Source organism: Kineococcus sp. NBC_00420 (assembly GCF_036021035.1).
Lineage (GTDB): Bacteria > Actinomycetota > Actinomycetes > Actinomycetales > Kineococcaceae > Kineococcus.
Genome location: NZ_CP107930.1, coordinates 3,232,769 through 3,255,356 on the forward strand (window position 1 = coordinate 3,232,769; position 22,588 = coordinate 3,255,356).

A 22,588-nucleotide genomic window follows, 5' to 3' on the forward strand; every position below is an offset into this window, starting at 1 on the left:
ACCACGCACCCGCAGGAGAAACCCGTGTCCACCACTGTGCCCTCGAGCGCGCCCTCGGCCGCCGACCGGGCGAAACCTCGCATCGGCTGGATCTTCACCAGCCTCATGCTCGTCATGCTGCTCGCCTCCCTCGATCAGACCATCGTCGGGACGGCGCTGCCCACGATCGTCGGTGAACTCGACGGTCTCCAGCACATGAGCTGGGCCATCACCGCCTACACGCTCGCCATCACGATCGCGATGCCGATCTACGGCAAGGTCGGCGACCTCGTCGGACGCAAACGCCTGTTCATCGTGGCCATCGCGCTGTTCCTGCTCGGCTCGGCGCTCGCCGGGTTCTCGCAGAGCATGACGGAGTTCATCGCGTTCCGCTTCCTCCAGGGCCTCGGTGGCTCCGGGCTGATGATCATGTCCCAGACGATCATCGCCGACGTCGTCCCCGCCAAGGACCGCGCGAAGTTCATGGCGCCCATCGGCGCGGTGTTCGGGGTCTCCGCCGTCGCCGGCCCACTGCTGGGCGGGTGGCTCACCGACGCCGCCGACTGGCGCTGGGTGTTCTGGATCAACCTACCGCTGGGGATCGTCGCCCTCGTCGTCGCGGCGCTCGCGATCAAACTGCCGAAGCGGCACAACTCCGCCCCGATCGACTACGTCGGCATGGTGCTGCTGGCGCTGGCCTCCACCGGCCTCGTCCTCACGATGAGCTGGGGTGGGACGCAGTACGCGTGGGGTTCGGCCACCATCATCGGTCTGGCCGTCGCCACCGTCCTCGCGGCGGTCGCGTTCGTGGTGGTCGAGAACAAGGTCCCCGAGCCGGTCATCCCGATGCGGTTCTTCAAGAACCGGACGTTCGTCGTCACCACCCTGCTCGGTCTCGTCGTCGGCGCCGGGATGATGGGCGCCCTGGCCTACCTGCCCACCTACCTGCAGATGGCCTACGGCGTGAACGCCACCGAATCGGGTCTGCTGCTGCTGCCGATGGTCGGTGCGCTGCTGGTGGCCAGCATCGGGTCCGGCGCGGTCGTCACGAAGACCGGTCGGTACAAGGCGTTCCCGATCGCCGGGACGTTCATCGCCGCCGTCGCGATGTTCCTCATGTCGACGATGTCCGTCGCCACCCCGCTCTGGCAGGTCTGCGTCTACGTCGGCATCCTCGGCGCGGGGCTCGGGTTGTTCATGCAGATCATCGTCCTGGCCGTGCAGAACGCTGTCAGCCCGAAGGAGATCGGCACCGCCACCAGTTCCAACAACCTGTTCCGCGAACTCGGGGTCACCGTCGGCACCGCCGTCCTGGGCACGGTGTTCTCCAGCCGGCTCACCGAGCGTCTCGGCGGCGCGCTGAGCGGTTCCGCGGACAGCGCCTCGAGCCTCACCCCGGCGCTCGTCCGGTCGCTGCCGGCCGACGTGGCCGACGGCATCGTCAACGCCTACGCCGACTCCCTCGTCCCGATCTTCCTCTGGCTGGTCCCGATGTTCCTCCTCGGCACCGTCATCGCGTTCTTCCTCCCCGAGGTTCCGCTGTCCAGCACGGCCCCGATGGGCGAGGGGGAGACCGAGGCGGCCGCCGAGCGGAACGCCGAGGTTCCCGCCCAGAGCACCGGCTCGCCCCCCTCCGTGCTCAAGGAGTAGCCGCCGCGGGTGGGATCGTTGCCTCCCCGGTGTCGCTGGACGACACCGGGGAGGCAACGATCCCACGAGGAACGCGCGTCAGGACAGGTCGACGGAGACCGTCCGGCCCTCGCGGGCCGACACCTCGCAGGCGTCGGCCAGCACGAGCGCCGCGCGGCCGTCCTCGAACCCGGGGGAACCCGCGACGGTCTCGCCGCGGACCGTGGCGATGAACGCGGCGAGTTCCCGTTCGTAGGCCTCCCGGTAGCGTTCCAGGAAGAACCGGCGGTACGGCTCGCCCGTCGAACTGGAGGCGCCGGTCGAGGAACGCACGATCGTCGGCGTCACGTTCCCGACCTCGAGCAGCCCGTCCGGACCGAACGCCTCGAGGCGCTGGTCGTAGCCGTAGGCGCTGTGCCGGGAGTTCGTGATGACGATGGACTCGCCCCCGGAACCCACGAGGGTCGTCACGGCGGCGTCGAAGTCGTCGTGACCGGCGATCCCGGTGTCGAACTGCCGCAACCCGACCGCGGTCACCGAGACGATGTCCGGCACGAACGAACGCGCCATGTCCAGGTCGTGGATGGCCATGTCGCGGAAGATCCCGCCGGACAGGGGCACGTAGTCGGCGGGCGGCGGTTCCGGGTCGCGGCTGGTGATGGCCAGGTGCTCGAGACGACCGATCTCGCCGGCCTGGACGCGACGGCGCAGTTCCGCGAAGTGCGGGTCGAAACGGCGGTTGAACCCGAGGACCACCGGGGCCTCGGCCTGCCGGGCGCGCGAGCGGATCGCGTCGACGCGCGCGAGGTCGAGGTCGATGGGCTTCTCGCACAGGGCGGGTAGCCCCGCGTCGAGGCAGGCCTCGAGCAGGTCGACGTGGGTCGGGGTGGGGGAGGCGATGATCACGGCGTCGATGTCGTCGGCGCGGATCGCCGCCAGCGGGTCCGACGTCGCCCGCCCGCCGAACGCCGCCGCGGTCCGTTCGGCCCCCGCGATGAGGGCGTCGCAGGCGACCTGCAGCACGGCGTCCCCGCTGCGGTGGATGCTCGCGGCGTGGACCTGGCCGATGCGGCCGGTGCCGATCAGCGCGAAGCGCAGGGGCTGGGACATCGGTGTCCTTCCGAGAGGGGCGTGAGTCCGTTGGTGGACCGGTCCAATGCTAAGGAAGCCTCCACTCCCGGTCAACGCCGCCCCTCCCCGCGGAAACGACACCCTCCGCCCCACACCGCCCGTCCCGGGGGCGGAAACAACCCTTTCCGCCCCCGGAGCCCCGCGGGAAGGGCGGAAAGTGTTGTTTCCGCGGGACGGGGGGAGGTAGGGGGAGGGTCAGAGGAGGCGGCGGGCGGCGGCCCAGCGGGTCAGCTCGTTGCGGTTGGACAGCTGCAGCTTGCGCAGCACCGCGGACACGTGGGTCTCGACGGTCTTCACCGAGATGAAGAGCTCCTTCGCGACCTCCTTGTAGGCGTAGCCGCGGGCGATGAGCCGCATCACCTCACGCTCGCGCGCCGACAACCGGTCGAGCTCGTCGTCGACCGCGGCGACCTCGCCGGCGCCGGAACCGAACGCGTCGAGGACGAAACCCGCCAGTCGCGGCGAGAACACGGCGTCTCCGTCGGCGACCCGGCGCACCGCCGCGGCGAGTTCTTCGCCGCTGATGGCCTTGGTGACGTAACCCCGTGCGCCGCGGCGGATCACGGCGATGACGTCGTCGGCGGCGTCGGAGACCGACAGGGCCAGGAACCGCACCGGAGGGTCGGCCGTGAGCAGCGACGCGCACTGCGCGAGCACCTGCGCCCCACCGGACCCCGCTCCGGGCGCGGGGTTCTCGTCCGGCCCCGACGGCAGGTGCACGTCGAGCAGCACGACGTCGGGCCGCAGGCGCTGCACCGCCGCCACCGCACCGCTCACGTCGGCCGCCTCGCCGACGACCTCGAGGTCGTCGGCGGAGGAGAGCTCCGCGCGGACGCCGGAGCGGACCATGCGGTGGTCGTCGACGACGAGGACCCGGATCACGACGTGCCTCCCGGCAGTACGAGCGCCACCTCGGTGCCGCCGTCGGCGGGCCGCCGCACGGTCGCCCGACCGCCGGCCCGGCGCATCCGGCCGATGATGGACTCGCGCACCCCCAGCCGGTCGTCGGGGACGTCGTCCACCTCGAAACCGGGACCCCGGTCGCGCACGAACACCTCCACACCTGCACCGACGGCTTCCGCGTACACCGACACGGTCCCACCCGCGTGCCGGCCGGCGTTCAGCAGTGCCTCCCGGGCCGCCTGGGCCAGCGACGTCAGCGGCTTGTCGAGGACCCGGTTGTCCAGGTCGCCCACGACGACGACCTCGACGACGGCCCCCGACACGTCCTCGACCTCCGTCGCCGCGGCCCGCAGCGCAGCCCCGAGCGTGCCGGCGCTCTGCCCGTGGTCGCCGTACAACCACTGCCGCAGTTCGCGTTCCTGCCGTCGCGCCAACCGGGCGACCTCGCCGGCGTCCGACGACCGCTTCTGGATGAGGGTGAGGGTCTGCAGCACCGAGTCGTGCACGTGGGCGGCCAACTCGGCCCGTTCCTGCTCACGCGCCAGGGCCGCCCGTTCCTCCCCGAGGTCCTGCCACAGCCGCACCACCCAGGGCGCCAGCACGACGGTCACCCCCGCGAGGATCCCCAACCCGGCGACCGTGGAGCGCCAGAACTGGGTCGGGTCGCCCACGACGAACAGGAACATCAGGGCGAGGACGACGAGTGCGGCGCCCACCGCCACCCGCAGCGCGGCCCGCCGCCCGTCCGTGGAGTCCGCCACCAGCCGACGTCGACGGGTCGTGTCGAGCTGGCCCCACGCCAGCACCACGCCCGCGCCGGCCACGAGCAGCGGGGCCGCGAACCGCGAGGACCCCTTGAGCAGGTTCATCGCCGGCAGCAACCCGAAGCAGACGACCAGGGCGATCCCGGCCAGGGCGTTGCGGTGCGCCACGACCCACGCGGCGGCGTCGGAACGCTGCTCCGGAGGCAGCGCGAGCTGGTTCTCGTCGGGCAGCAGCAACCACAGCGCCGCGTAGAGCGCGACGCCGAAACCCCCGAGGAACGCCCCCGCGACGAACACCGTCCGCACGCGTGACGACGGGATCCCGGTGTGGGCGGCGACGCCCGCGGCCACGCCGGCGACCCGGCGGTGCTCGACCGCGCGGACCAGGGCCGGTCGCGGTGCGGGCCCCGTCGCGGGGGGTGCCGTCGTCTGCGTGCTCACCCGCCGATCGTGGCACGCGACCCCCACCCCGGGGATCCCCCGAGCGCCGGAACCAGGGTCGACTCAGGGAAACCCCGGATGTGCCCGGGGTGTCCCGGCGAGCAGTCTCGAACCATGACCACGAGCGAGAACACCCAGCAGACCGACCCCCGCCCCGAGACCCTGCAGGTCCCGGCCGCGCAGAACTCCGCCGACCGCTTCTTCGCGGCGATCCGCCGCTCCGGCCTCGTCCGCAGCCAGGACCGCTGGGTCGCCGGGGTCGCCGGCGGCATCGCCGGACGCCTCGGCATCGACCCCCTCGTCGTGCGGATCGCCTTCATCGTGCTGAGCCTCTTCGGGGGACTCGGGTTCGGCCTCTACGGCCTCGCCTGGGCCCTGCTGCCCGACGCCTCGGCGGCGGCCGGGCGCATCGAGGCCCAGGCGGCCCAGCGCGGCGACGTCTCCGGCGCCCTGGCCCTCGCGGTCGGGCTCGTCGTCCTCGACCTGATCCTCGGCCAGGGCCTGCTCGGCCTCGGCTGGATCTTCTGAGACCCCCCTTCCCCCGTCCCGCTGCCTACCGGGAGAGTCGACCCGTGACCAGCACCACCGCCCCGCCGGAAGGACCCGCCCCCCCCGGGCCGGTCCGGGACTGCCGGGCGACGTTCTTCCGCTCCGTGCGCGAGCTCGGGGTCGTCCGTGGCGAGGACCGCTGGTTCGCCGGGGTCTGCGGCGCCGTCGCGGCCCGCACCGGGTACGACCCCCTGCTGGTGCGGGGGACCGTCGCCGCCCTCACCGCCGTCGGCGGTCTCGGTCTGGCCTGCTACGGACTCGCCTGGTTGCTGCTGCCCGACGCACGGAAGTCCGGGCGCATCGAGGCCGAGGCGGTGACCCGGGGCGACGTCTCGGGGGCGGCCTGGCTGGCCGGTGCCCTCGTCGTCCTCGACCTGTTCGTGCCGCGGGCCCTGGTGGGGATCCTCACCACCGGCCGGGCCGGGCCCGGCTGGGGTTTCCTCATCACCACCCTCGTCGCGCTGCTCGGCTGGTGGGTTTTGCGCGACCAGCGCTTCACGCAGTTCGCGCCCCCGCGCCCCCGCCTCTCGCTGGCGAAGACCCCGAAGGCCCCGCCGTCGTCGGCCCACCGGGACCAGCCCGAGCCCCCGCCCGCCGTCGAACCGGGACCCGTCCGTGAACCCGTCGCCGGGTTCGGGTCCGCGACCGAACGCAGCGCCGCCGCCCGGGCGGAGAAGCACCGCCTCGTCCAGGAGCGCGCGCGGGAACGGGCGGCCGCGGCCAAGGCCCGCCGTCGCCCCGGATCGCCCCTGCTCACCACCGCCGTCCTCGGTCTCGCGCTGCTCGCCGCCGGGGCCGTGGTCGTCGTCGGCCTGCTGGTCGACCTCCCCGGTCGGACCGTGCCGCTGGCCTGCTGCGCCGCCGTCGCCGTGATGGGGTTCGGGGCCGTCCTCGCCGGGGTCCGGGGCCGGCGCACGGCCCTGGTCGGGCTGGCCTGGCCCGCGGCGTTCTGCGCCGTCGCCACCTCCCTCCTCCCGCCCGCGACGGGCTGGACCTGGCAGGTGCAGAAGACCTGGAGCCCCACCGGCGCGACCGCGCTGAGTTCCGCGGTGGGGCAGCTCAGCGTCGACCCGTCCCGCCTCGACGGGGGACCGGCCCGGGCCACCATCCCCGCGGGGCGCCTCGACGTCCTCGTCCCCGACGACGCGACGGTGCTCGTCGAGGTGCGCGTCCTCGCCGGCTCGGTCCGGTGGCAGGACGTCGACGTCGTGGCGCTCGACGGCACGGCCGCGCAGCGCTCCGTCGACGGCGCCGACCTCAGGCAGGTCTTCGCCGTCGGTCCCGACGCGGCCGCCCTCGCCGACACCGTGGTGGTCCGCGGTGACGACCCCGTCGACTGGACCGTCCCCGCGGGGACCCCGGAACTGCAGGCCGTCGCCTGGACCGGTGAGGTCCGCCTCGCCGCCGCCGGTTCGACCCTCCTGGAGGACCGGTGAACCCGCGGGGCCCCGACGTCGGGGCCGTCCTCGGTGGTCTCGTCCTGGTGGCCCTCGCGGCGGCCGTCGCGGCGCACGAGGTCCTCGACCGCAGCTGGGACTGGAAGTGGTACGCCGCCGGAGTTCTCCTGCTCACCGGCGTCGCGGTCGTCACGACCGCGGCGGTGGGGGCCCTGGGTACCGCGCGGGCGGCTCCCCGGGCCGAGGACGACCCGCCCCGGTAACCTCGGGCGCGTGGAGAACCCGGTGGGAACCGTGACCGTCGAGCAGGCCTGGGGAACGTTCGAGGACGGAACCCCGATCGCGCGCTGGGTCCTGGACGACGGGAGGGTGCGGGTCGGTCTCGTCGAGCACGGCGCGAGGATCCAGTCGGTGCTCGTCCCCGACCGGGACGGGAACCTCGTCGACGTCGTCCTCGGGTTCTCCGACCTTGCGCCCTACACCGCCAAGGGACGCTCCTTCGGGGCGACGATCGGGCGGTTCGCCAACCGCATCCGGGGCGGGACGTTCACCCTCGACGGGATCAGCTTCGCCGTCCCGCCGACCGACCGCGGCAACGCGATCCACGGCGGACCGCACCCGTTCTCGGAACGGCGCTGGAGCGCCCACCCCGTCGAGGGGGCCTGCGGGGTCCGGTTCTCGCTGCTCAGCCCCGACGGCGACAACGGGTTCCCCGGAAACCTGTCGGTGCACGTCAGCTACGTCCTGCGCGGTGGTGTCCTCACCGTCCTCGCGAGCGCGACCACCGATTCGACGACCGTCGTGAACCTCACGAACCACGCCTACTGGAACCTCGCGGGCGACGGAGCGGGGACGGTCGACGCGCAGCTCGTGCAGGTCGCCGCCGACCGCTTCCTCCCCGTCGACGACAGCGGACTGCCGACGGGTGAGTTCCGTCCCGTCGAGGGCACCCCGTTCGACCTCCGCGAACCCGTTCCGGTCGGCTACCGCGTCGACCTCGAGGACGAGCAGCTGGCCCGCGGTAAGGGTTTCGACCACTGCTTCGTCCTGGCCGACGTCCCCGGCGGGCGCCGTGACGTGACGTTCGCGGCCAAGGTCGAGGAACCCGTCTCCGGGCGGACCCTCGAGGTCTGGACCGACCAGCCCGGGGTGCAGTTCTTCACCGGGGGCTCACTGGCCGGGACGCTCGTGGGCAAGGCGGGGCAGACCTACGGGCCCCGGGCCGGGTTCGCCCTGGAAGCCCAGGGTTTCCCCGACGCCCCGAACCACCCCGAGTTCCCGACGACCGTCCTGCAGCCCGGCGAGGAGTTCCGCACCGTCACCGAGTTCCGCTTCGGCCTGGCCTGAGCGCTCCCGGACCCCGGTGGTCACCCCCGGGCCCGGCGGTAGGTCCGCGTCTTGTGGCGGTTGCCACAGACCTCCATCGAGCACCACCGTCCGCCACCGTTGCGGGAGGTGTCGTAGAACGCCCAGCGGCAGTCCTCGGACGCGCAGAGCTTCAGCCGGCTCCAGCGGCCCGAGGCGACGCTGACGGCCACCGTCTCGACGAGGGTGTCGAGACCGTCGACGCCGGTCTGCGCCGCCACCCGCAGACTCCCCGACGGGTCCGCGACCAGGCGCAGCGGGAAGCGGTCCAACGCGGGTTCGCTCCCCAGCAGGGCCTCGCGCAACGCTGAGCGCAGCGCCCTGGCCGTGGTCACGTCGGCCGGGCGGACCGGGTCCCCGGCGAGGTCGCGGTCGTCCAGCCAGGCCGACAGGTCCTCGGGCGAGGTGAGTGCGTCCCGACGGAGGTGCTGTTCGCCGTGCCGGCTGAACGTCCGTTCGTCGAGGGTGTTGAGGAACTGCTCCACGACCTCGAGGTCCACGACCGGTGCGTTCACGACACCAGCTTACGGCGTCACCGGTGTTGCCTCGCGGCGACACCGGCTATAGCCTCCACTGGTGTCGACTTCACGGCTGTCCCCGGACGCCCGCCCGCTGCTCGCCGTCCCCGACGCCGAGCTGGAGGACCTCCGATCGCGCCTGCGCGCGACGCGCTGGGCCGCGGCCTGGCCGCTCCCCGCCTGGCAGGCCGGCACCGACGGCGGCGAACTGCGCCGCCTCGTCGCCCACTGGGCCGACGGGTACGACTGGCGCGCCCAGGAGGCGGCGCTGAACGCCCTCCCGTCCCGGTTCGCCGAGATCGACGGGACGCTCGTGCACCACCTGGTCTTCCAGGGCGAGCGCGCCGACGCGTTGCCCGTCGTCCTCACCAACGGCTGGCCGAGTTCCTTCCTCGAGCACACGGAGTTCGCCCGGCGCCTGACGCACCCGTCGGAGTTCGGCGGGGACGCCCGTGACGCCCTCACCGTGGTCGTCCCGTCCCTGCCGGGATTCGCGTTCTCCGGACAGCGTCCGGACCTCGAGAACTCGCTGCCCACGCACGAGCTCTGGCACCGGCTCATGCACGACGAACTCGGCTTCGAGCGTTACGGCGCCCACGGCAGCGACCTGGGGGCCGGCGTCACCGGCCGGCTCGGTCAGGCGCACCCCGAGGCCGTCGTCGGCATCCACCTCCTCGACGTGGACTCCCGCCACGACGAAGCCGACGGGGAACTCGACGAGGACGAGCGGGCCTACCTCGACCGTCTCGCCGCGTGGCGGGAGGCGGAGGGGGCCTACGGCCACCAGCACAGCACCCGTCCGCTCACCCTCGCCCAGGGGTTGAGCGATTCCCCGTCCGGGCTGCTGGCCTGGATCCTCGAGAAGTACCGTGCCTGGAGCGACGGCGACGGCGATCCCGCCGCGAAGTTCGGTGACGAGTTCCTGCTCACCCAGGCCTCGTTGTACTGGTTCACGAACTCGATCTCCACCTCGTTCCGGCCGTACTACGAGAGCGGCAACGGATTCCTGCCCCCGCTGGAACGGGTCACCGTCCCGACCGCGGTCGCCCTGTTCCCCGCCGACCTCGGAGCCCCGCCGCCGCGGAGCTGGGTGGAACGCCGGTACCACCTCACGCGGTACACGCGGATGCCGCGCGGCGGTCACTTCGCGGCCCGCGAGGAACCCGGACTGCTCGCCGAGGACGTCCTCACCTTCTTCCGCGACACGGTGGGGTGACGGCGGTTCAGGACGTCCGGACGGGGAGGGTGACGTCGAGGTCGTAGAACCGGGTGGTCTGGGTGGGGCGCTGGTTGTCGTCGCTGACCAGCAGCAGGTGCAGGCGGCGGTCGCCCTGGTTCGACACCAGGGCCATGCCCTCGACGTTGTCCAGCAGCGGGTTCAGCTGCGGTTGTTCCGCGACCGCCCCGAGCGTCGGGCAGGTCACCAGGTCGGCCAGCAGGGTCTTGGCCAGCACGGGGCTGTCGGTGGTCAGGCTCTGGACGGAGCCCACGTCGGTCCCGGTCGCCGGGTCCGCGACGTAGAGGCGGACCGTGTTCCCGACCTGGGCGATGAACTCGCGTTCGACCAGGACCAGCCGGCCGTCGGGGGTCGCGGTCAGCTCGGGAACGCCGAGACCCGGGTCGGCCTGGTAGGCGTACTGCGCAGCGAGGGCGAACGGAGCGGTCAGGTCGGCGCGGTGCCAGGTCTGGATCCGCAGCACACCGTCGGCGTCCCTCAGCAGTTCCTGCTCGTCGTCGGCGAAGAGCGTGAGCCCGTCGGCCGACAAGGTCAACCCCTCGAGGGACAGGTTCTCCTGAGCCCGCCCGGCGGGGGCGACCTGCAGTTCCGGGGGGAGCGGCAACGCACCCAGGAGCGTCCCGTCGGCCGTGTAGTGCCGGACCGAGGGACCGGACTCCGAGGACACCCAGAGGGTTCCGTCCCGGTCGGCGACCAGGCCCTCGCTGTCCAGTTCGGCGCCCTCCTCGTCGCGGAGCGCCACGACAGCGGTGGGGTTGCGGTCAGCGTCGAGGGTGAACAGCTCCGAGCGGTCCGAGAGGGCCAGCAGCGAGCCGTCCGGCCTCGGGGCGAGGGCCGACAGGTTCGCGACCGGCGTTCCCGCGAACGTGGTCTCGTCGAGGTGGTCGTCGAAACCCGTCAACGCGACGGCGGTGCTGCACCGGGCGGTGGCGGCGGCGGCCTTCCCGGTGGTGCCCGCGTTCGCGGCCCCGGACGCGGCGAGGGTGCAGACGGTGGCGAGGACGACGGCGGACGCGAGGGTTCTCTTCACAGGCGAGCACGCTAGGAGCTGCGGGGCGGGGTCCTCGGCGACCTCCCGGGGAACGTCGGGCGAAACCTCGCCGACGCTCAGTCGATCGAGGAGTCGGTGGACCAGGCGGGGGTGGCGACGAGCGAACCCACCGCCGCCGCCCGCCGCTGCAGACCGACCACCGAGAACGACGACAGCACGGCCCCGGCGACGACGAACCCGATCCGCAGTCCCAGCGGCCACGGCCCGCGGTCGACGTCGCCACCCGCGACGAGCTGCGCCCGCGGCAGCAGGGCCGTCGCCAACGTCACGTCCCGCACCGCGTAGCGCGCGCCCGCCGTGGGCACCGACGCCCACACCGAGGTGTCCCCCTCGGCGAGGTCCGCGCGCAGCAGCCGCTGGTCGCCGTCGCCGACGGACGTCAGGGGGGCCGGGACGAGCAGTTCGGTCCGGGAGAGCCAGCCCAGGACCCGACCGCCGGAGGGCACCGGCGCGGGGACCACGGCCGTCGCCGCGACCGGGACGAACCCGACCTGGTCACGCACGTCGTCGAAGACGGCGAGCAGGGACCCGTCGGGGGACCAGGCGGCGCCCCCGGCGATCCGGGCGCGGTCCGGGGCGAGGAGCTGGTCCACCGTCCGCCCCGAGCGGTCCAGCACCCGGATCCGCGGTGACCCGGGGGACTGCACGGCGACCCGCGACCCGTCCGGGGAGAACGCGGCCGCGGTGACGTCGTCCGTGAGCAGTTCCGAGCGGCCGCTGCGGGTGTCCAGGACGAAGAGCGGACCCGCGACGGCGGACTCGACGACGTTCGTGGCGTCCGCCCCGGCGTAGGCGAGGTAGCGGCTGTCCTGGCTCCACGCCACGGGCACGACGCCCCGTGCCGCCGGCAGTCGGACCACGCGCTCGGCCCCGGTGGCGGTGGTGATCTCCACGAGGTCCGTCGCGGCGGGGGTGGCGCGCCGCTCGCCGACGACGACGAGCGACCCGTCGGGGGACAGCGTCGCCGGCGCCGGGTCGCCGAGGACGTCTCCCCGTCCGCGGTCGAGGGCCACGTCCACCGTGCGGGTGCTGCGGCCGTCGCTGCCCTGGGCCAGGACCTGCGGGGTCCCGGTGATCCCGACGCCCGCGCCCTGCCGGTAGAGGGCGACCGCCCGTCCGAGCGGGGACCGGGTGGAGTCGGCGGTGAGGTGGCTGGAACCGGGGAAGACCCGGGGGACCGAGACCCGGGCGGGGACGTTGCGTCGGCCGGCACCGGCACCGACCGCCAGCACGACCGCGATCCCCAGGACGAGGACCAGGAACCCCACGAGAGCGGGCAGCCGGCGCGAGGTCATGTCCCAGCTTCTCCCCGTGAGGCGGCCGTGGCCATCCGGTCGGCGTGCGGATCCGCTGCCGGACCCCCACCGTGGTCGGGTGCCCGAAGGAGACACCGTGTACCGGCTGGCCCGTCGCCTCGACGCGCAGCTGTCCGGGCACCGGCTGACCTCGGCCGACCTCCGCGTCCCCCGCTTCGCGACGCTGGACCTGACGGGTGCCGTCGTCCTCGGGACCGTCTCCCGGGGGAAGCACCTGCTCACCCGCTTCGACGTCGGCGGGAGTTCGCTCACCGGACCGACGACGTTGCACACCCACCTCCGGATGGACGGCGAGTGGTCGGTGCTCGGTCCCGGGAAGCGACTGCCGCAGCGGTTGCTGCCCGACGTCCGCGTCCGGCTGAGCACGGAGGGTCCGACGGCGCTGGCGTTGCGGATGCCGGTCGTCGAGGTCCTGCCCACCGACCAGGAGGCGAGCGTCGTCGGCCACCTCGGACCGGACCTGCTCGACGCCGCGACCCCGGTCGAGGACCGGGTCCGGATCGCGGTCGACAACCTCCGCCGGCGTCCGGAGCGCGGCCTCAAGGCGGCCCTGCTCGACCAGCGCAACCTGGCGGGGATCGGCAACCTCTGGGCCGACGAACTCTGCTACCTGCGCGGTCACGACCCCTGGACCCCGGCCGGGACCGTCGACCTCGAGCGCATCGTCCGCCTCGCCGTGAAGCTGCTGACGTTCTCCGTCAGCCCGACCGGCGCGATGCAGGTCACGACGGGGGACACCCGACCCGGCCACCGGCACTGGGTCTCGGGACGGGCGGGAGCACCCTGCCGTCGCTGCGGCACCCCGATCGCGGTCCGCGCCGAGGTCCCGGGGGACCCCGAGCAGCGCCGCACCTGGTGGTGCCCCAGCTGCCAGCGCTGACGCCCCGGTGAACCGCCGGTGACGTGCGGGCACCCCGGGACGGGGTCAGGTGAACAGTCGATGTCCGTTGCCCGGAGGCCCTCCGGAATCGTGGGGCGGGCCCCCGGCGCGAACTAGTGTTCCCAACGTCCAGCTCACTCCTTCCTGGGAGGAGGTCGCCTTGACGACCCTCCACCAGGTTCCCGCCCAGCGCCAGCGCTCCATCCCCTGGCGCTCGTGGGGAACCTTCCTGCTCCTCGCTGGGCCCAACGTCGCGCTCCTGGTCCTGTTCGTCTACAAGCCGCTGATCCAGAACGTGCAGTACTCGCTGCTGCACTGGAACCTGGGTTCGGACACGGCGACGTTCATCGGCCTGCAGAACTACCTGAACTACTTCCACGACCCGAAGACGCCCGCGGTCCTGCTGACGACGGCGATCTTCGCGGTCGTCACCGTCGGCGGGTGCATGTCCATCGGTCTCGCGCTCGCCCGCCTCCTCGACCGGAAGCTGCACGGACGGACGTTCGTCCGCGCCGCGGTGTTCGCGCCCTACGTCCTGTCGGGTGTCGCCGTCGGCATGTGCTGGCTGTTCGTGTTCGACCCCCAGTACGGCCTCGTCTCGGGGTTGCTGCGGGGACTCGGGATCACTTCGCCGAACTGGTACAACGACCCGCAGTGGTCGCTGGCCATGGTCTGCATCGTCTACCTGTGGAAGTACGTCGGCTACGTCGCCATCATCTACCTGGCCGCCCTGCAGTCGGTCCCGGACGACATCCTGGAAGCCGCCCAGATCGACGGGGCCTCCCCGCTGCGGACGTTCTGGTCGATCATCTTCCCGCTGCTCTCGCCCACCACGTTGTTCCTCACCGTCACGGTGTTCATCGAGTCGAACTCCGGTGGCTCGTTCGACATCATCCGGGCGATGACCAAGGGCGGGCCCCTGGAGGGGACGACCACCATGGTCTACCAGGTCTACCAGGAGGCGTTCGTCGACGGTTCCGCCGGGTACGCCTCCGCGATCGCGACCCTGCTGTTCGTCGGGTTGCTGCTCGTCACCCTGGTCCAGATGGTCTTCGTCGAGCGGAAGGTGCACTACCGGTGAGCGTCGACGTCCCCCGCAAGACCTCCGCGGGCGCACCGCGGATCCCCGCCCAGCGCGGCGCCCGGCCGGCCGCCGGTGAACCCCGGCGCCGGGTCGACGTCGTCGGCTACGCCTGCCTCGTGGTGGCGGCGCTCATCATGGTCGTGCCGTTGCTGTGGATGGTGTTCGCGTCCTTCAAGCAGCGCAACGAGATCTACACGATCCCGACCCGGTGGCTGCCGGAGTCCCTGGACCTCGCGAACTACCTGGACGTCTTCGCGACCGTGCCCTTCGGGCACTTCCTGCTGAACAGCGTCATCACCACCGTCCTCGGCGCCGGGCTCAAGGTCGTCCTCGGACTGATGTGCGCCTACGCCCTGGTGTTCGTGGAGTTCCCCGGGAAGCGCCTCGTCTTCCTGCTGGTCCTCGCGGCCCTGATGGTGCCGCCGCAGGTCACGCTCATCCCGAACTACACCCTCACCGCCCAGCTCGGCTGGTTGAACACCTACCAGGGGATCATCCTGCCGGGCCTGGCCAGTTCGCTGGGGACCTTCCTCTTCCGCCAGCACTTCCAGACGTTCCCGGTCTCCGTCCTGGAGGCCGCGACCCTGGACGGTGCGGGCCACTGGCGCCGGCTGTGGGGGTTCGTCGTACCGCTGTCCGCGCCGACCGTCTCCGCCGTCGCGCTCGTCTCCGTCGTCAGCGAGTGGAACCAGTACCTCTGGCCGCTGCTGGTGACCGACAGCGGGAGCATGATGACCCTGCCCGTGGGTCTGACCCTGCTGCAGAACAACGACGGCATCACCAACTGGGGCGTGCTGATGGCCGGCACGGTGCTCGTGATGCTCCCCATCCTGCTCGTCTTCGTCTTCTTCCAGCGTCGACTCGTGGCCGGTCTGGCCACGGGCGCGCTCGCGAACTGACCACCCCGTAGAACTCAGGAGAACCCCGTGAACACCTCGTCCCACGTGCTGCCCCGACGCGGCGTCCTCGCCCTGGCCGGAGCCGGTGCGGCCGCTCTCGGCCTCGCCGCCTGCTCCGGCCCCTCGACCGCCTCCACCGGCGACTCCGCCGCGTCCGTCGCGGCGAAGACCGACTGGACCAAGGTGACCCCGGCCGACACCGTGACGGTGTGGACGAACCACCCCGGTTCCTCGCAGGCCGTCGAGGCGGAGTTCCTCAAGCGCTTCGCCACCTCGAACCCCGACATCACGGTGAACTTCGTGACCGCGGGCGCGAACTACGACGAGATCTCCCAGAAGTTCCAGGCCGCCCTCACCGGTGACGACCTCCCCGACCTCGTCCTCCTCAGCGACGTCTGGTGGTTCCGCTACGCCCTCAACGGCCAGCTCACCCCGCTCGGCGACGTCCTGTCCGGCGCCGGGGTGGACGTCGCGAACTACAACCCGGGCCTCCTGGGGGACTACCAGTACGCCGACGCGCAGTGGGCGGTCCCCTACTGCCGTTCGACGCCGGTCTTCTACTACAACAAGGCGCACTGGAGCGCGGCCGGTCTGCCCGACCGCGGCCCCGACACCTGGGACGAGTTCCAGCAGTGGTTGCCGAAGCTGGCCGCCGCGGGTACCGGTGCGCAGGCGCCCTACGGTCTCGGCAAGGGCACCGGGAACGCGAGCTGGATCCACCAGAGCATGATCTGGGGCATGGGTGGCGCACTCAGCGACGACTGGAAGATGACCGTCGACAGCGACCCGGTCCTCAAGGCCAGCGACTACCTGCGCAACTACGTCACGCAGGGCTGGGCGGCCGTCTCCTCCTCCGACCAGGCCTCCGACTTCGGTGCGGGGCTGTACTCCTCCGTCATCGGTTCCACGGGTTCGCTGTCCGGCATCCTCAAGGCCGCGAACTTCGAGGTCGGCAACGCCTTCCTGCCCGGCGGCGCCGCGGGCCGGTTCACCCCCACGGGTGGCGCCGGCTTCGCCATCCCGGCCAAGCGGTCCCCCGAGCAGCAGCTCGCGGCGGCCACGCTGCTGAAGTTCCTCGCCGAGGACGACAACACCGCCTACTTCTCCCAGAACACCGGGTACATGCCCGTCACGACGGGCGCCGTGAACTCCTCCACCATGCAGGAGGTCTACGCGCAGACCCCGCTGTTCAAGACCGCCGTCGACCAGCTCGAGAACGTGCGCAAGCAGGACAACGCCCGGGTCTTCGTCCCCGGCGGCGACCAGTCCACGGTCACCGCGTGGGAGAAGGTCATGCTGCAGGGCACGGCGTCGAAGGACGCCTGGGGCACCGCCCAGGACGAGATCGAGCGCTCCTACGAGTCCGACGTCAAGCCTCTCGTGAAGGCCTGACCCGATGGCCCGCCCGCTCGTGATCGCGCACCGCGGGTACTCCGCGGTGGCACCGGAGAACACGCTCGCCGCCTTCGAGGCGGCACTGCGGGCCGGCGCCGACCTGCTGGAGCTCGACGTCCACCTCGACGCCGACGGGGTGCCGGTGGTCGTGCACGACGGCACCCTGGACCGCACCACGGACACCCGCGGTTCCGTGGAGGAACTCGGCAGCGCGCGCGTGCGGGCGGCCGACGCCGGGGCGTGGTTCGCCCCGGCGTTCGCCGGCCAGCGGGTGCCGACCCTGCGGGAGGTCGTCGACGTGGTCGCCCGCTACCCGCAGGCCGGTCTCCTCGTGGAGTTCAAGGGGGCCTGGGGCCCGGCAGCGGCGTCCGGTGCCGTGGGGTCGTTGCGCCTCGCCGGGGTGGCCGGGCGCAGCATCGTCCAGAGCTTCGACCGGTCGAGCGTCGCCGCGTTGCGCGACGTGGCCCCGGACGTGCGGCGGGCCCTGCTCGTGCTGCAGCCCGGTCCGCCGATGGGTTGGGCCGAGCTGGAACAGTCCCTCCGCGACATCGCCCAGAACCCGTTCACCGCGTTGTCCACCCTCACCGGGGTGGCCTACGAACAGGCCAGGCGGGCGGTCGCGGAACTGGGGGTGGTGGCGGTCAACCCCTACGTCGCCAGCATCGTCGCCAGCCCCCACGTCGTCGCCGAGTACCACGCGGCCGGCGTCGCGACCTACCCCTACACCGTCGACGAACCCCGGTTGTGGAGTGATCTACTGCACCACCGCGTCGACGGCATCATCACCAACGACCCCGGCCGCCTCCGCGGTTTCGTCGACGCCCGCGAGGTGCGCCTCGTCCAGGACGGCGCGACGGAGGAGCGGCAGGAGCTGACCGTCGCCGCGACCCGGCAGGGCCACGCCGCCCGCCGCCTCACCTCCGCCTGACGGTTCCCCGGACCTGCCTCAGGAGGTCGTGAGGTCGCTGGGGTCGCCGAACTCCAGGGTCCCGTCCTCGGCCACCCGGGCCCGCACGACCCGGGAGTACCCCTCGGCGACGAGCGCGTCGAAGAGGGGCTGCATCCGCTTGGCCTGCTTCACCAGGGCGACCCGGGCGCCTGCGGCGATGAGTTCCTGCTGCTTGCGCAGCAGTTCCCCGGGGTTCGCCCCGGCCGGGTGGACGAGGGCGATCGCGAGGGTCTCCTCGTCACCGGAGGACAGTTCGTCCACGATGCGCTCGAAACCGATCGAGAACCCCGCGGCCGGCAGGTCGCGGCCGGAGAACCGGCCGACCATGTTGTCGTAGCGGCCGCCGCCGGCGATCGAGGACGAGCTGCCCGGCATCGACATCTCGAAGATCGGGCCCGTGTAGTACCCCATCCCGCGCACCAGGGTGACGTCGAACTGCACGTCGAGGCCGGGGGCGGACAGGGCGAGGGCGTCGGCGATCTCGCGGAGCCGGACGACGACCTTGATGGGGACGGCCTCGGGCAGCGCGGACTCGAGGACGCCCGGGGTGCGGACGTCGCGCAGCGGCAGCAGTTCGGTCAGCGACTTCTCCAGCGCGGAGACCGACCCCTCGTCGAACCCCTTGGACCGCAGTTCCGCGAGGACCCCGTCGAGCCCGACCTTGTCGGCCTTGTCGACGGTGATGAGCACACTGCCGTGGGCGTCCTCGGCGAAACCGCACCCGGTGAGCAGCCCCGTCAGGACACCCCGGTCGTTGAGGCGCAGCGTCGTGCCCGTGAGGCCGAGGCGGGTCAGCGCGGTGTGCGTCGCGGTCACGAGCTCGACCTCGGCCAGGCTGCCGGGTTCGCCGACGATGTCGATGTCGCACTGCACGAACTGGCGGTAGCGACCCTTCTGCGGACGCTCCGCCCGCCAGACCGGCCCGATCTGCAGCGCCTTGAACGGCATCCGCAGCGCCGCCGCGTTCGAGGCGACGTAGCGGGTGAGGGGCACGGTGAGGTCGAAGCGCAGACCCAGGTCCGCGGCGTCGCCGGGCAGCAGGGCCTGCTCGGCCGCGAGCCCCCGGCGCATGACCTTGAACAGCATCTTCTCGTTCTCGCCACCCTGCCCCGACTCCAGCCGGGACAGTTCCTCCAGCGCCGGCGTCTCGACCTCGTCGAAGCCGAAGGAGCGGTAGACCTCGCGGATCACGTGCAGCGCGTGCTCCCGGCGGGCCTTGTCGACGGGGAGGATGTCACGCATGCCCCGCGCGGGGACGACCTTCGCTGCCATGCCCCCATCGTAGGAGAGGCGACCGGAGGCTCCGTCCGCGCGCGGGGCGGGGTCAGGGCTGGGCGAGGACGGCGCGCGCCAGGGAGGTGTGGGTGATCAGGGTCGAGACGATGCCGCTGCGCAGCGCGGTCGCGGTGGCCTCGCCGCGCTGGTCGCCGCAGGCCATCGCGATGACGTCCGGGGTCGCCCGCAGCTGCGGACCGGTCACCCCGATGACGCGGTCGGTGAGGGCGTCCACCTCCTTGCCGTCGCGGTCCAGCAGGACCCCGGTGATCTCGGCGACGACCCCGGCCTGGGAGAGCGCGTCGCGATCGGCGTCCCCGAGGGAGTCCAGCGCCGTGGACTCACCCGGGCGCCAGGCCCCCACGGACACGACGGCCTTCGTCAGCCGGTCGAGTTCGGCCAGCGCCTCGCTGATGCCGGACTGCGATCGCAGCCCGTCGGCGGTGGCGGCGTCGGGGACGGCGAGGGGTGCGTAGAAGGTCGTCGAGGAGGACCCCGTCGCCTCCGCCATCCGCCGGACGAGCTCGACGGCGCTCTCCTCCACGTCCGGGCGCGGCAGAGCACCGGAGAGCTGGACGAAGCGGCAGCCGATGTTCGCCCCGACGGAGGCGGCCAGCAGGGAGATCGTGCGGCCCCAGGCGAGCCCGACGACGTCCTCGGCCGTGACGCTCTCCTCCAGCAGGCCCGCGGTGAAGTTCGCGACGGCCCGGCGCTGACCCACCACGGTGTCCTCGTCGGGTCTCACGACGTAGACCGCCCGCACGCCGAAGCGCTCGCGCACCGCGTCGGCGAGCTCTCCGTCCAGGGAACTCGGGACGATCACCTCGATCTGCACGAGACCGGCCTCCTGGGCGTCCGCCAGCAGGCGGGCGACCTTGAACCGGCTCACCCCGAGCTGCTTGGCGATCTCGACCTTGGTCAGGCCCTCGACGTAGAAGCGCCGGGCGGCGGCCGCCGCGAGTGCGAGCGCACTCGTGGACATCCGTCGCGAGGCGGTACCGCGGGCCGGCGTCTTCGCCATGGCACCTCCTTCGCCGACCGTGGTGTCCGGCCGGGCTGACGTCGGGTGGAGAACGGGCAGTACGAGTTGACAGCTGTGTGCGACGCGGGTCACGATCAGCACAGCTGAGAGTAGCCCGCTCATTTGAGCGGTTGCAACGGCCGCGAGCCGGAGCACCTTGTCGACGAAGACACTGGAGGGGACACGATGGCTGGACGTCAGAGCCTGTCGAAGAAGGACGCCGCACCGGGCGCGTCCACGTCGGCGGCGAACTCGCCGCTGAGCCGCCGCGCAGCCACGACACTGAGCCGCCGCGCAGCCACCACACTGAGCCGCCGGGCAGCTCTGGGTGGCGCGGCCGGTGTCGGTACCGCCGCGGCGCTGAGCGCCTGCTCGGGCGCCGGTGGCGGGACCACGGGCGGCGGCGGTGGTGGCGGCGACAGCAAGACGATCAACGTCATCATGGTCAACAACCCGCAGATGGTGGACCTGCAGAAGCTCACCGCGGACAACTTCACCAAGGACACCGGCATCACCGTGAAGTACACGGTCCTGCCCGAGAACGACGTCCGCGACAAGATCAGCCAGGAGTTCTCCAGCCAGGCCGGTCAGTACGACGTCGCGTCGATCTCCAACTACGAGGTCCCGTTCTACTCCAAGAACGACTGGCTCGCCCCGATGGACGACTTCATCAAGGCGGACTCCGCGTTCGGTCAGGACGACATCCTCAAGCCGCTGGCCACCGCGCTCACCGGCGACGACGGCAAGGTCTACGGCGAGCCGTTCTACGGCGAGTCCTCGTTCCTCATGTACCGCAAGGACGTCTTCGAGGCCAACGGCATCACCATGCCGGACAAGCCGACCTGGGACGAGGTCGCGGGTTTCGCGGCCCAGCTCGACGGCAAGACGCCCGGCATGAAGGGCATCGCGCTGCGCGGCCAGCCCGGTTGGGGCCAGGTCTTCGCCCCGCTCACGACGGTGGTCAACACCTTCGGTGGCACCTGGTTCGACGAGGACTGGACCGCCCAGGTCAACGCCCCGGAGTTCGTGGCCGCGACGAAGTTCTACGTCGACCTCGTCACGGCCCACGGCGAGTCCGGCGCCCCGCAGGCCGGGTTCACCGAGTGCCTCAACGGCATGACCCAGTCGCAGGTCGCCATGTGGTACGACGCGACCTCCGCCGCCGGTTCGCTGGACGCCAGCGGTTCCCCGGTGGCCGGCAAGATGGGCTACGTCGCCGCGCCGGTCAACCAGACCGACTCCTCGGGCTGGCTGTACACCTGGGCGTGGGGCATCCAGAAGGCCTCCAAGAACCAGGAGAACGCCTGGAAGTTCGTCTCCTGGGCCTCCAGCAAGGAGTACGAGGAACTCGTGGGCAAGCAGGTCGGCTGGGCCAGCGTGCCCGCGGGCAAGCGCACCTCGACCTACGAGAACGCCGACTACCAGAAGTCGGCCGCCCCGTTCTACAAGGCCACCCAGGACGCCATCAACGCCGCGAACCCGGAGGACCCGGGTGTGCAGAAGCGTCCGGCCGCCGGCATCCAGTTCGTGGCCATCCCCGAGTTCGCCGACATGGCGACCCAGGTCTCCCAGCTCGTGTCCTCGGCCATCGCCGGTCAGATGAGCGTCGAGGACGCCCTCGACCAGGGCCAGGACCTCGCGACCAAGCTGGTCAGCGACAAGTACAAGAAGTGAGTCGTCGCCGCGACCCCCGGGTTCCCCGGGGGTCGCGGTCCCTCGTTCGGCCCCGGCCCCGTCAGTGGGTTCCCCTCCCCGGAAGCACAGAGGACGTCCTTCCATGAGCACATCGAGCACCACGGCTGACAACCTCTCCAAGGTGGGGCCGGACAGGCCCCAGCGCAACGCGGGTCAGGCGCGCAGAGCCGCCGACTGGGCCCGCCGGGCGCCCCTCCTCCCCGCGCTGCTGTTCACGATCGTCGTGACGCAGTTGCCGTTCCTGGCGACCATCGTCATCTCGTTCATGAACTGGAACTCCTACTACCCGCAGGACCGCGGGTTCGGTGGCATCTCCAACTACGTCTCGGTCTTCACAAACTCCCAGCTCCGCGGTGCGGTGTGGAACACCGTCCTGCTGACCGTCACGGTCGTCGCGGTCAGCCTCGTCCTGGGCATGCTCATCGCCCTGCTGCTGGACCGGAAGTTCATGGGCCGCGGGGCCGTCCGCACGATGATGATCGCGCCGTTCCTCGTCGTCCCGATCGCGGCCGCGCTGCTGTGGAAGCACGCCCTGTTCAACCCGAACTACGGCCTGCTCAACGGCACGCTCAACGCGATCTGGAAGCTCTTCGGCTCCGACGGTGCACCCCAGGTCGACTGGCTCTCGACCGCCCCGAAGATCGCCATCGAGGTCTCCCTCATCTGGCAGTGGACCCCGTTCATGATGCTGATCCTGCTCGCCGGTCTGCAGTCCAAGCCGGCCGACGCCGAGGAGGCCGCTCGCATGGACGGCGCCACCGGGTTCCAGATCTTCCGCTACCTGACCTTCCCGCACCTGCGCCAGTACCTCGAACTCGGCGGTCTGCTCGGGGCCATCTACATCGTGCAGAACTTCGACGCCGTCTTCACCATCACGGCCGGTGGCCTGGGCACCGCGAACCTGCCGTACACGATCTACCAGACCGTGTTCTCCGCCCACGACTACGGCCTCGCCTCGGCCATGGGTGTCGTCGTCGTCATCGGGACCATCATCGTCGCGAACTTCGCCCTGCGGGTCGTCGCGAGCATGTTCAAGCAGGAGGCCGGTCGATGAGCACCGTCGCGAGCAGTGGCACGCTGAAGCAGAACACCAACGCCCACGTCCCGACC

General features: G+C 72.0%; 21 protein-coding genes. 13 read left to right on the forward strand and 8 right to left on the reverse strand.

The genetic code is table 11. The annotated features are described in order from the left end of the window. The first annotated feature begins 24 nt into the window (after positions 1-24). Entirely contained in the window at positions 25-1,629 is a 1,605-nt protein-coding gene (locus tag OG218_RS15965) for an MDR family MFS transporter (protein WP_328294219.1), read from the forward strand. A gap of 78 nt (positions 1,630-1,707) precedes the next feature. Here the strand turns inward: OG218_RS15965 and OG218_RS15970 are convergent, their stop codons facing one another. The 3 genes from OG218_RS15970 to OG218_RS15980 form a co-directional block, all read right to left on the reverse strand. Next, complete coding sequence (locus tag OG218_RS15970; protein ID WP_328294220.1) at positions 1,708-2,718, reverse strand: Gfo/Idh/MocA family oxidoreductase; 1,011 nt, start codon at positions 2,716-2,718, stop codon at positions 1,708-1,710. Between the two features lie 216 nt (positions 2,719-2,934). Next, positions 2,935-3,588, reverse strand: coding sequence for a LuxR C-terminal-related transcriptional regulator (locus OG218_RS15975; protein WP_442906515.1), 654 nt, complete (start codon positions 3,586-3,588; stop codon positions 2,935-2,937). Positions 3,589-3,617: 29 nt separating this feature from the next. Further along, on the reverse strand, positions 3,618-4,847 hold the full coding sequence (locus OG218_RS15980) for a sensor histidine kinase (RefSeq protein WP_328294222.1): 1,230 nt from the start codon (positions 4,845-4,847) through the stop codon (positions 3,618-3,620). A gap of 114 nt (positions 4,848-4,961) precedes the next feature. Here OG218_RS15980 and OG218_RS15985 point away from each other — a divergent pair, with 114 nt between their 5' ends. Genes OG218_RS15985 through OG218_RS16000 form a run of 4 tightly spaced genes read left to right on the forward strand, consistent with a single transcriptional unit; the run spans position 4,962 to position 8,140 of the window. Continuing rightward, positions 4,962-5,375 carry a PspC domain-containing protein gene (locus tag OG218_RS15985; protein ID WP_328294223.1) on the forward strand — a complete coding sequence of 138 codons (414 nt, stop codon included), beginning with the start codon at positions 4,962-4,964 and terminating at the stop codon, positions 5,373-5,375. Positions 5,376-5,419: 44 nt separating this feature from the next. Continuing rightward, positions 5,420-6,832, forward strand: a complete 1,413-nt coding sequence (locus tag OG218_RS15990; protein ID WP_328294224.1) for a PspC domain-containing protein — start codon at positions 5,420-5,422, stop codon at positions 6,830-6,832. Further along, on the forward strand, positions 6,829-7,056 hold the full coding sequence (locus tag OG218_RS15995; protein ID WP_328294225.1) for a hypothetical protein: 228 nt from the start codon (positions 6,829-6,831) through the stop codon (positions 7,054-7,056). The genes OG218_RS15990 and OG218_RS15995 overlap by 4 nt, the downstream gene beginning before the upstream one ends. A gap of 10 nt (positions 7,057-7,066) precedes the next feature. Then, positions 7,067-8,140 (forward strand): aldose epimerase family protein, encoded by a 1,074-nt coding sequence (locus tag OG218_RS16000; protein ID WP_328294226.1) that lies wholly within the window; start codon positions 7,067-7,069, stop codon positions 8,138-8,140. A 20-nt stretch (positions 8,141-8,160) separates the two neighbouring features. Here OG218_RS16000 and OG218_RS16005 read toward each other — a convergent pair whose 3' ends face one another. Further along, positions 8,161-8,673: a CGNR zinc finger domain-containing protein gene (locus OG218_RS16005; RefSeq protein WP_328294227.1), complete on the reverse strand. Its 513-nt coding sequence runs from the start codon at positions 8,671-8,673 to the stop codon at positions 8,161-8,163. Positions 8,674-8,734: 61 nt separating this feature from the next. Between OG218_RS16005 and OG218_RS16010 the strand changes: the two genes are divergently transcribed. Continuing rightward, positions 8,735-9,892 (forward strand): epoxide hydrolase family protein, encoded by a 1,158-nt coding sequence (locus OG218_RS16010; RefSeq protein ID WP_328294228.1) that lies wholly within the window; start codon positions 8,735-8,737, stop codon positions 9,890-9,892. A 7-nt stretch (positions 9,893-9,899) separates the two neighbouring features. Here OG218_RS16010 and OG218_RS16015 read toward each other — a convergent pair whose 3' ends face one another. Together OG218_RS16015 and OG218_RS16020 are read right to left on the reverse strand one after the other, a co-directional pair. Further along, complete coding sequence (locus OG218_RS16015) at positions 9,900-10,943, reverse strand: esterase-like activity of phytase family protein (protein WP_328294229.1); 1,044 nt, start codon at positions 10,941-10,943, stop codon at positions 9,900-9,902. Between the two features lie 77 nt (positions 10,944-11,020). Next, on the reverse strand, positions 11,021-12,259 hold the full coding sequence (locus OG218_RS16020; protein WP_328294230.1) for a WD40 repeat domain-containing protein: 1,239 nt from the start codon (positions 12,257-12,259) through the stop codon (positions 11,021-11,023). 79 nt (positions 12,260-12,338) lie between these two features. On the opposite strand from OG218_RS16020, the gene OG218_RS16025 reads away from it, so the two are divergent. The 5 genes from OG218_RS16025 (at position 12,339) to OG218_RS16045 (ending at position 17,466) form a co-directional block, all read left to right on the forward strand. Next, positions 12,339-13,160, forward strand: a complete 822-nt coding sequence (locus OG218_RS16025; RefSeq protein WP_328294231.1) for a DNA-formamidopyrimidine glycosylase family protein — start codon at positions 12,339-12,341, stop codon at positions 13,158-13,160. A 160-nt stretch (positions 13,161-13,320) separates the two neighbouring features. Then, positions 13,321-14,241 (forward strand): carbohydrate ABC transporter permease, encoded by a 921-nt coding sequence (locus OG218_RS16030; RefSeq protein WP_328294232.1) that lies wholly within the window; start codon positions 13,321-13,323, stop codon positions 14,239-14,241. Next, positions 14,238-15,143, forward strand: coding sequence for a carbohydrate ABC transporter permease (locus OG218_RS16035; protein WP_328294233.1), 906 nt, complete (start codon positions 14,238-14,240; stop codon positions 15,141-15,143). The genes OG218_RS16030 and OG218_RS16035 overlap by 4 nt, the downstream gene beginning before the upstream one ends. Positions 15,144-15,170: 27 nt before the next feature. Then, positions 15,171-16,535, forward strand: coding sequence for an ABC transporter substrate-binding protein (locus OG218_RS16040; protein ID WP_328294234.1), 1,365 nt, complete (start codon positions 15,171-15,173; stop codon positions 16,533-16,535). 4 nt (positions 16,536-16,539) lie between these two features. After that, positions 16,540-17,466, forward strand: a complete 927-nt coding sequence (locus tag OG218_RS16045; protein ID WP_328294235.1) for a glycerophosphodiester phosphodiesterase — start codon at positions 16,540-16,542, stop codon at positions 17,464-17,466. 18 nt (positions 17,467-17,484) lie between these two features. On the opposite strand, the gene hisS is transcribed toward OG218_RS16045, so the two are convergent. Together hisS and OG218_RS16055 are read right to left on the reverse strand one after the other, a co-directional pair. Beyond that, positions 17,485-18,759, reverse strand: a complete 1,275-nt coding sequence (gene hisS, locus OG218_RS16050; protein WP_328294236.1) for a histidine--tRNA ligase — start codon at positions 18,757-18,759, stop codon at positions 17,485-17,487. Positions 18,760-18,811: 52 nt separating this feature from the next. Beyond that, on the reverse strand, positions 18,812-19,783 hold the full coding sequence (locus OG218_RS16055; RefSeq protein WP_328294237.1) for a sugar-binding transcriptional regulator: 972 nt from the start codon (positions 19,781-19,783) through the stop codon (positions 18,812-18,814). Between the two features lie 186 nt (positions 19,784-19,969). Here OG218_RS16055 and OG218_RS16060 point away from each other — a divergent pair, with 186 nt between their 5' ends. Both OG218_RS16060 and OG218_RS16065 read left to right on the forward strand, forming a co-directional pair. Further along, the gene (locus OG218_RS16060; protein ID WP_328294238.1) at positions 19,970-21,457 is read left to right on the forward strand and encodes an ABC transporter substrate-binding protein; all 1,488 of its coding nucleotides are present in this window, start codon (positions 19,970-19,972) and stop codon (positions 21,455-21,457) included. Between the two features lie 103 nt (positions 21,458-21,560). Beyond that, positions 21,561-22,532: a carbohydrate ABC transporter permease gene (locus tag OG218_RS16065; RefSeq protein WP_328294239.1), complete on the forward strand. Its 972-nt coding sequence runs from the start codon at positions 21,561-21,563 to the stop codon at positions 22,530-22,532. Positions 22,533-22,588 lie beyond the last annotated feature (56 nt).

Coding starts and splice junctions, on each gene's coding strand:
- OG218_RS15970 (WP_328294220.1), bottom strand. CDS start 2,718: ATGTCCCAGCCCCTGCGCTTCGCGCTGATCGGCACCGGCCGCATCGGC.
- OG218_RS15975 (WP_442906515.1), bottom strand. CDS start 3,588: ATGGTCCGCTCCGGCGTCCGCGCGGAGCTCTCCTCCGCCGACGACCTC.
- OG218_RS15985 (WP_328294223.1), top strand. CDS start 4,962: ATGACCACGAGCGAGAACACCCAGCAGACCGACCCCCGCCCCGAGACC.
- OG218_RS16020 (WP_328294230.1), bottom strand. CDS start 12,259: ATGACCTCGCGCCGGCTGCCCGCTCTCGTGGGGTTCCTGGTCCTCGTC.
- OG218_RS16045 (WP_328294235.1), top strand. CDS start 16,540: ATGGCCCGCCCGCTCGTGATCGCGCACCGCGGGTACTCCGCGGTGGCA.
- hisS (WP_328294236.1), bottom strand. CDS start 18,759: ATGGCAGCGAAGGTCGTCCCCGCGCGGGGCATGCGTGACATCCTCCCC.
- OG218_RS16055 (WP_328294237.1), bottom strand. CDS start 19,783: ATGGCGAAGACGCCGGCCCGCGGTACCGCCTCGCGACGGATGTCCACG.
- OG218_RS16060 (WP_328294238.1), top strand. CDS start 19,970: ATGGCTGGACGTCAGAGCCTGTCGAAGAAGGACGCCGCACCGGGCGCG.
- OG218_RS16065 (WP_328294239.1), top strand. CDS start 21,561: ATGAGCACATCGAGCACCACGGCTGACAACCTCTCCAAGGTGGGGCCG.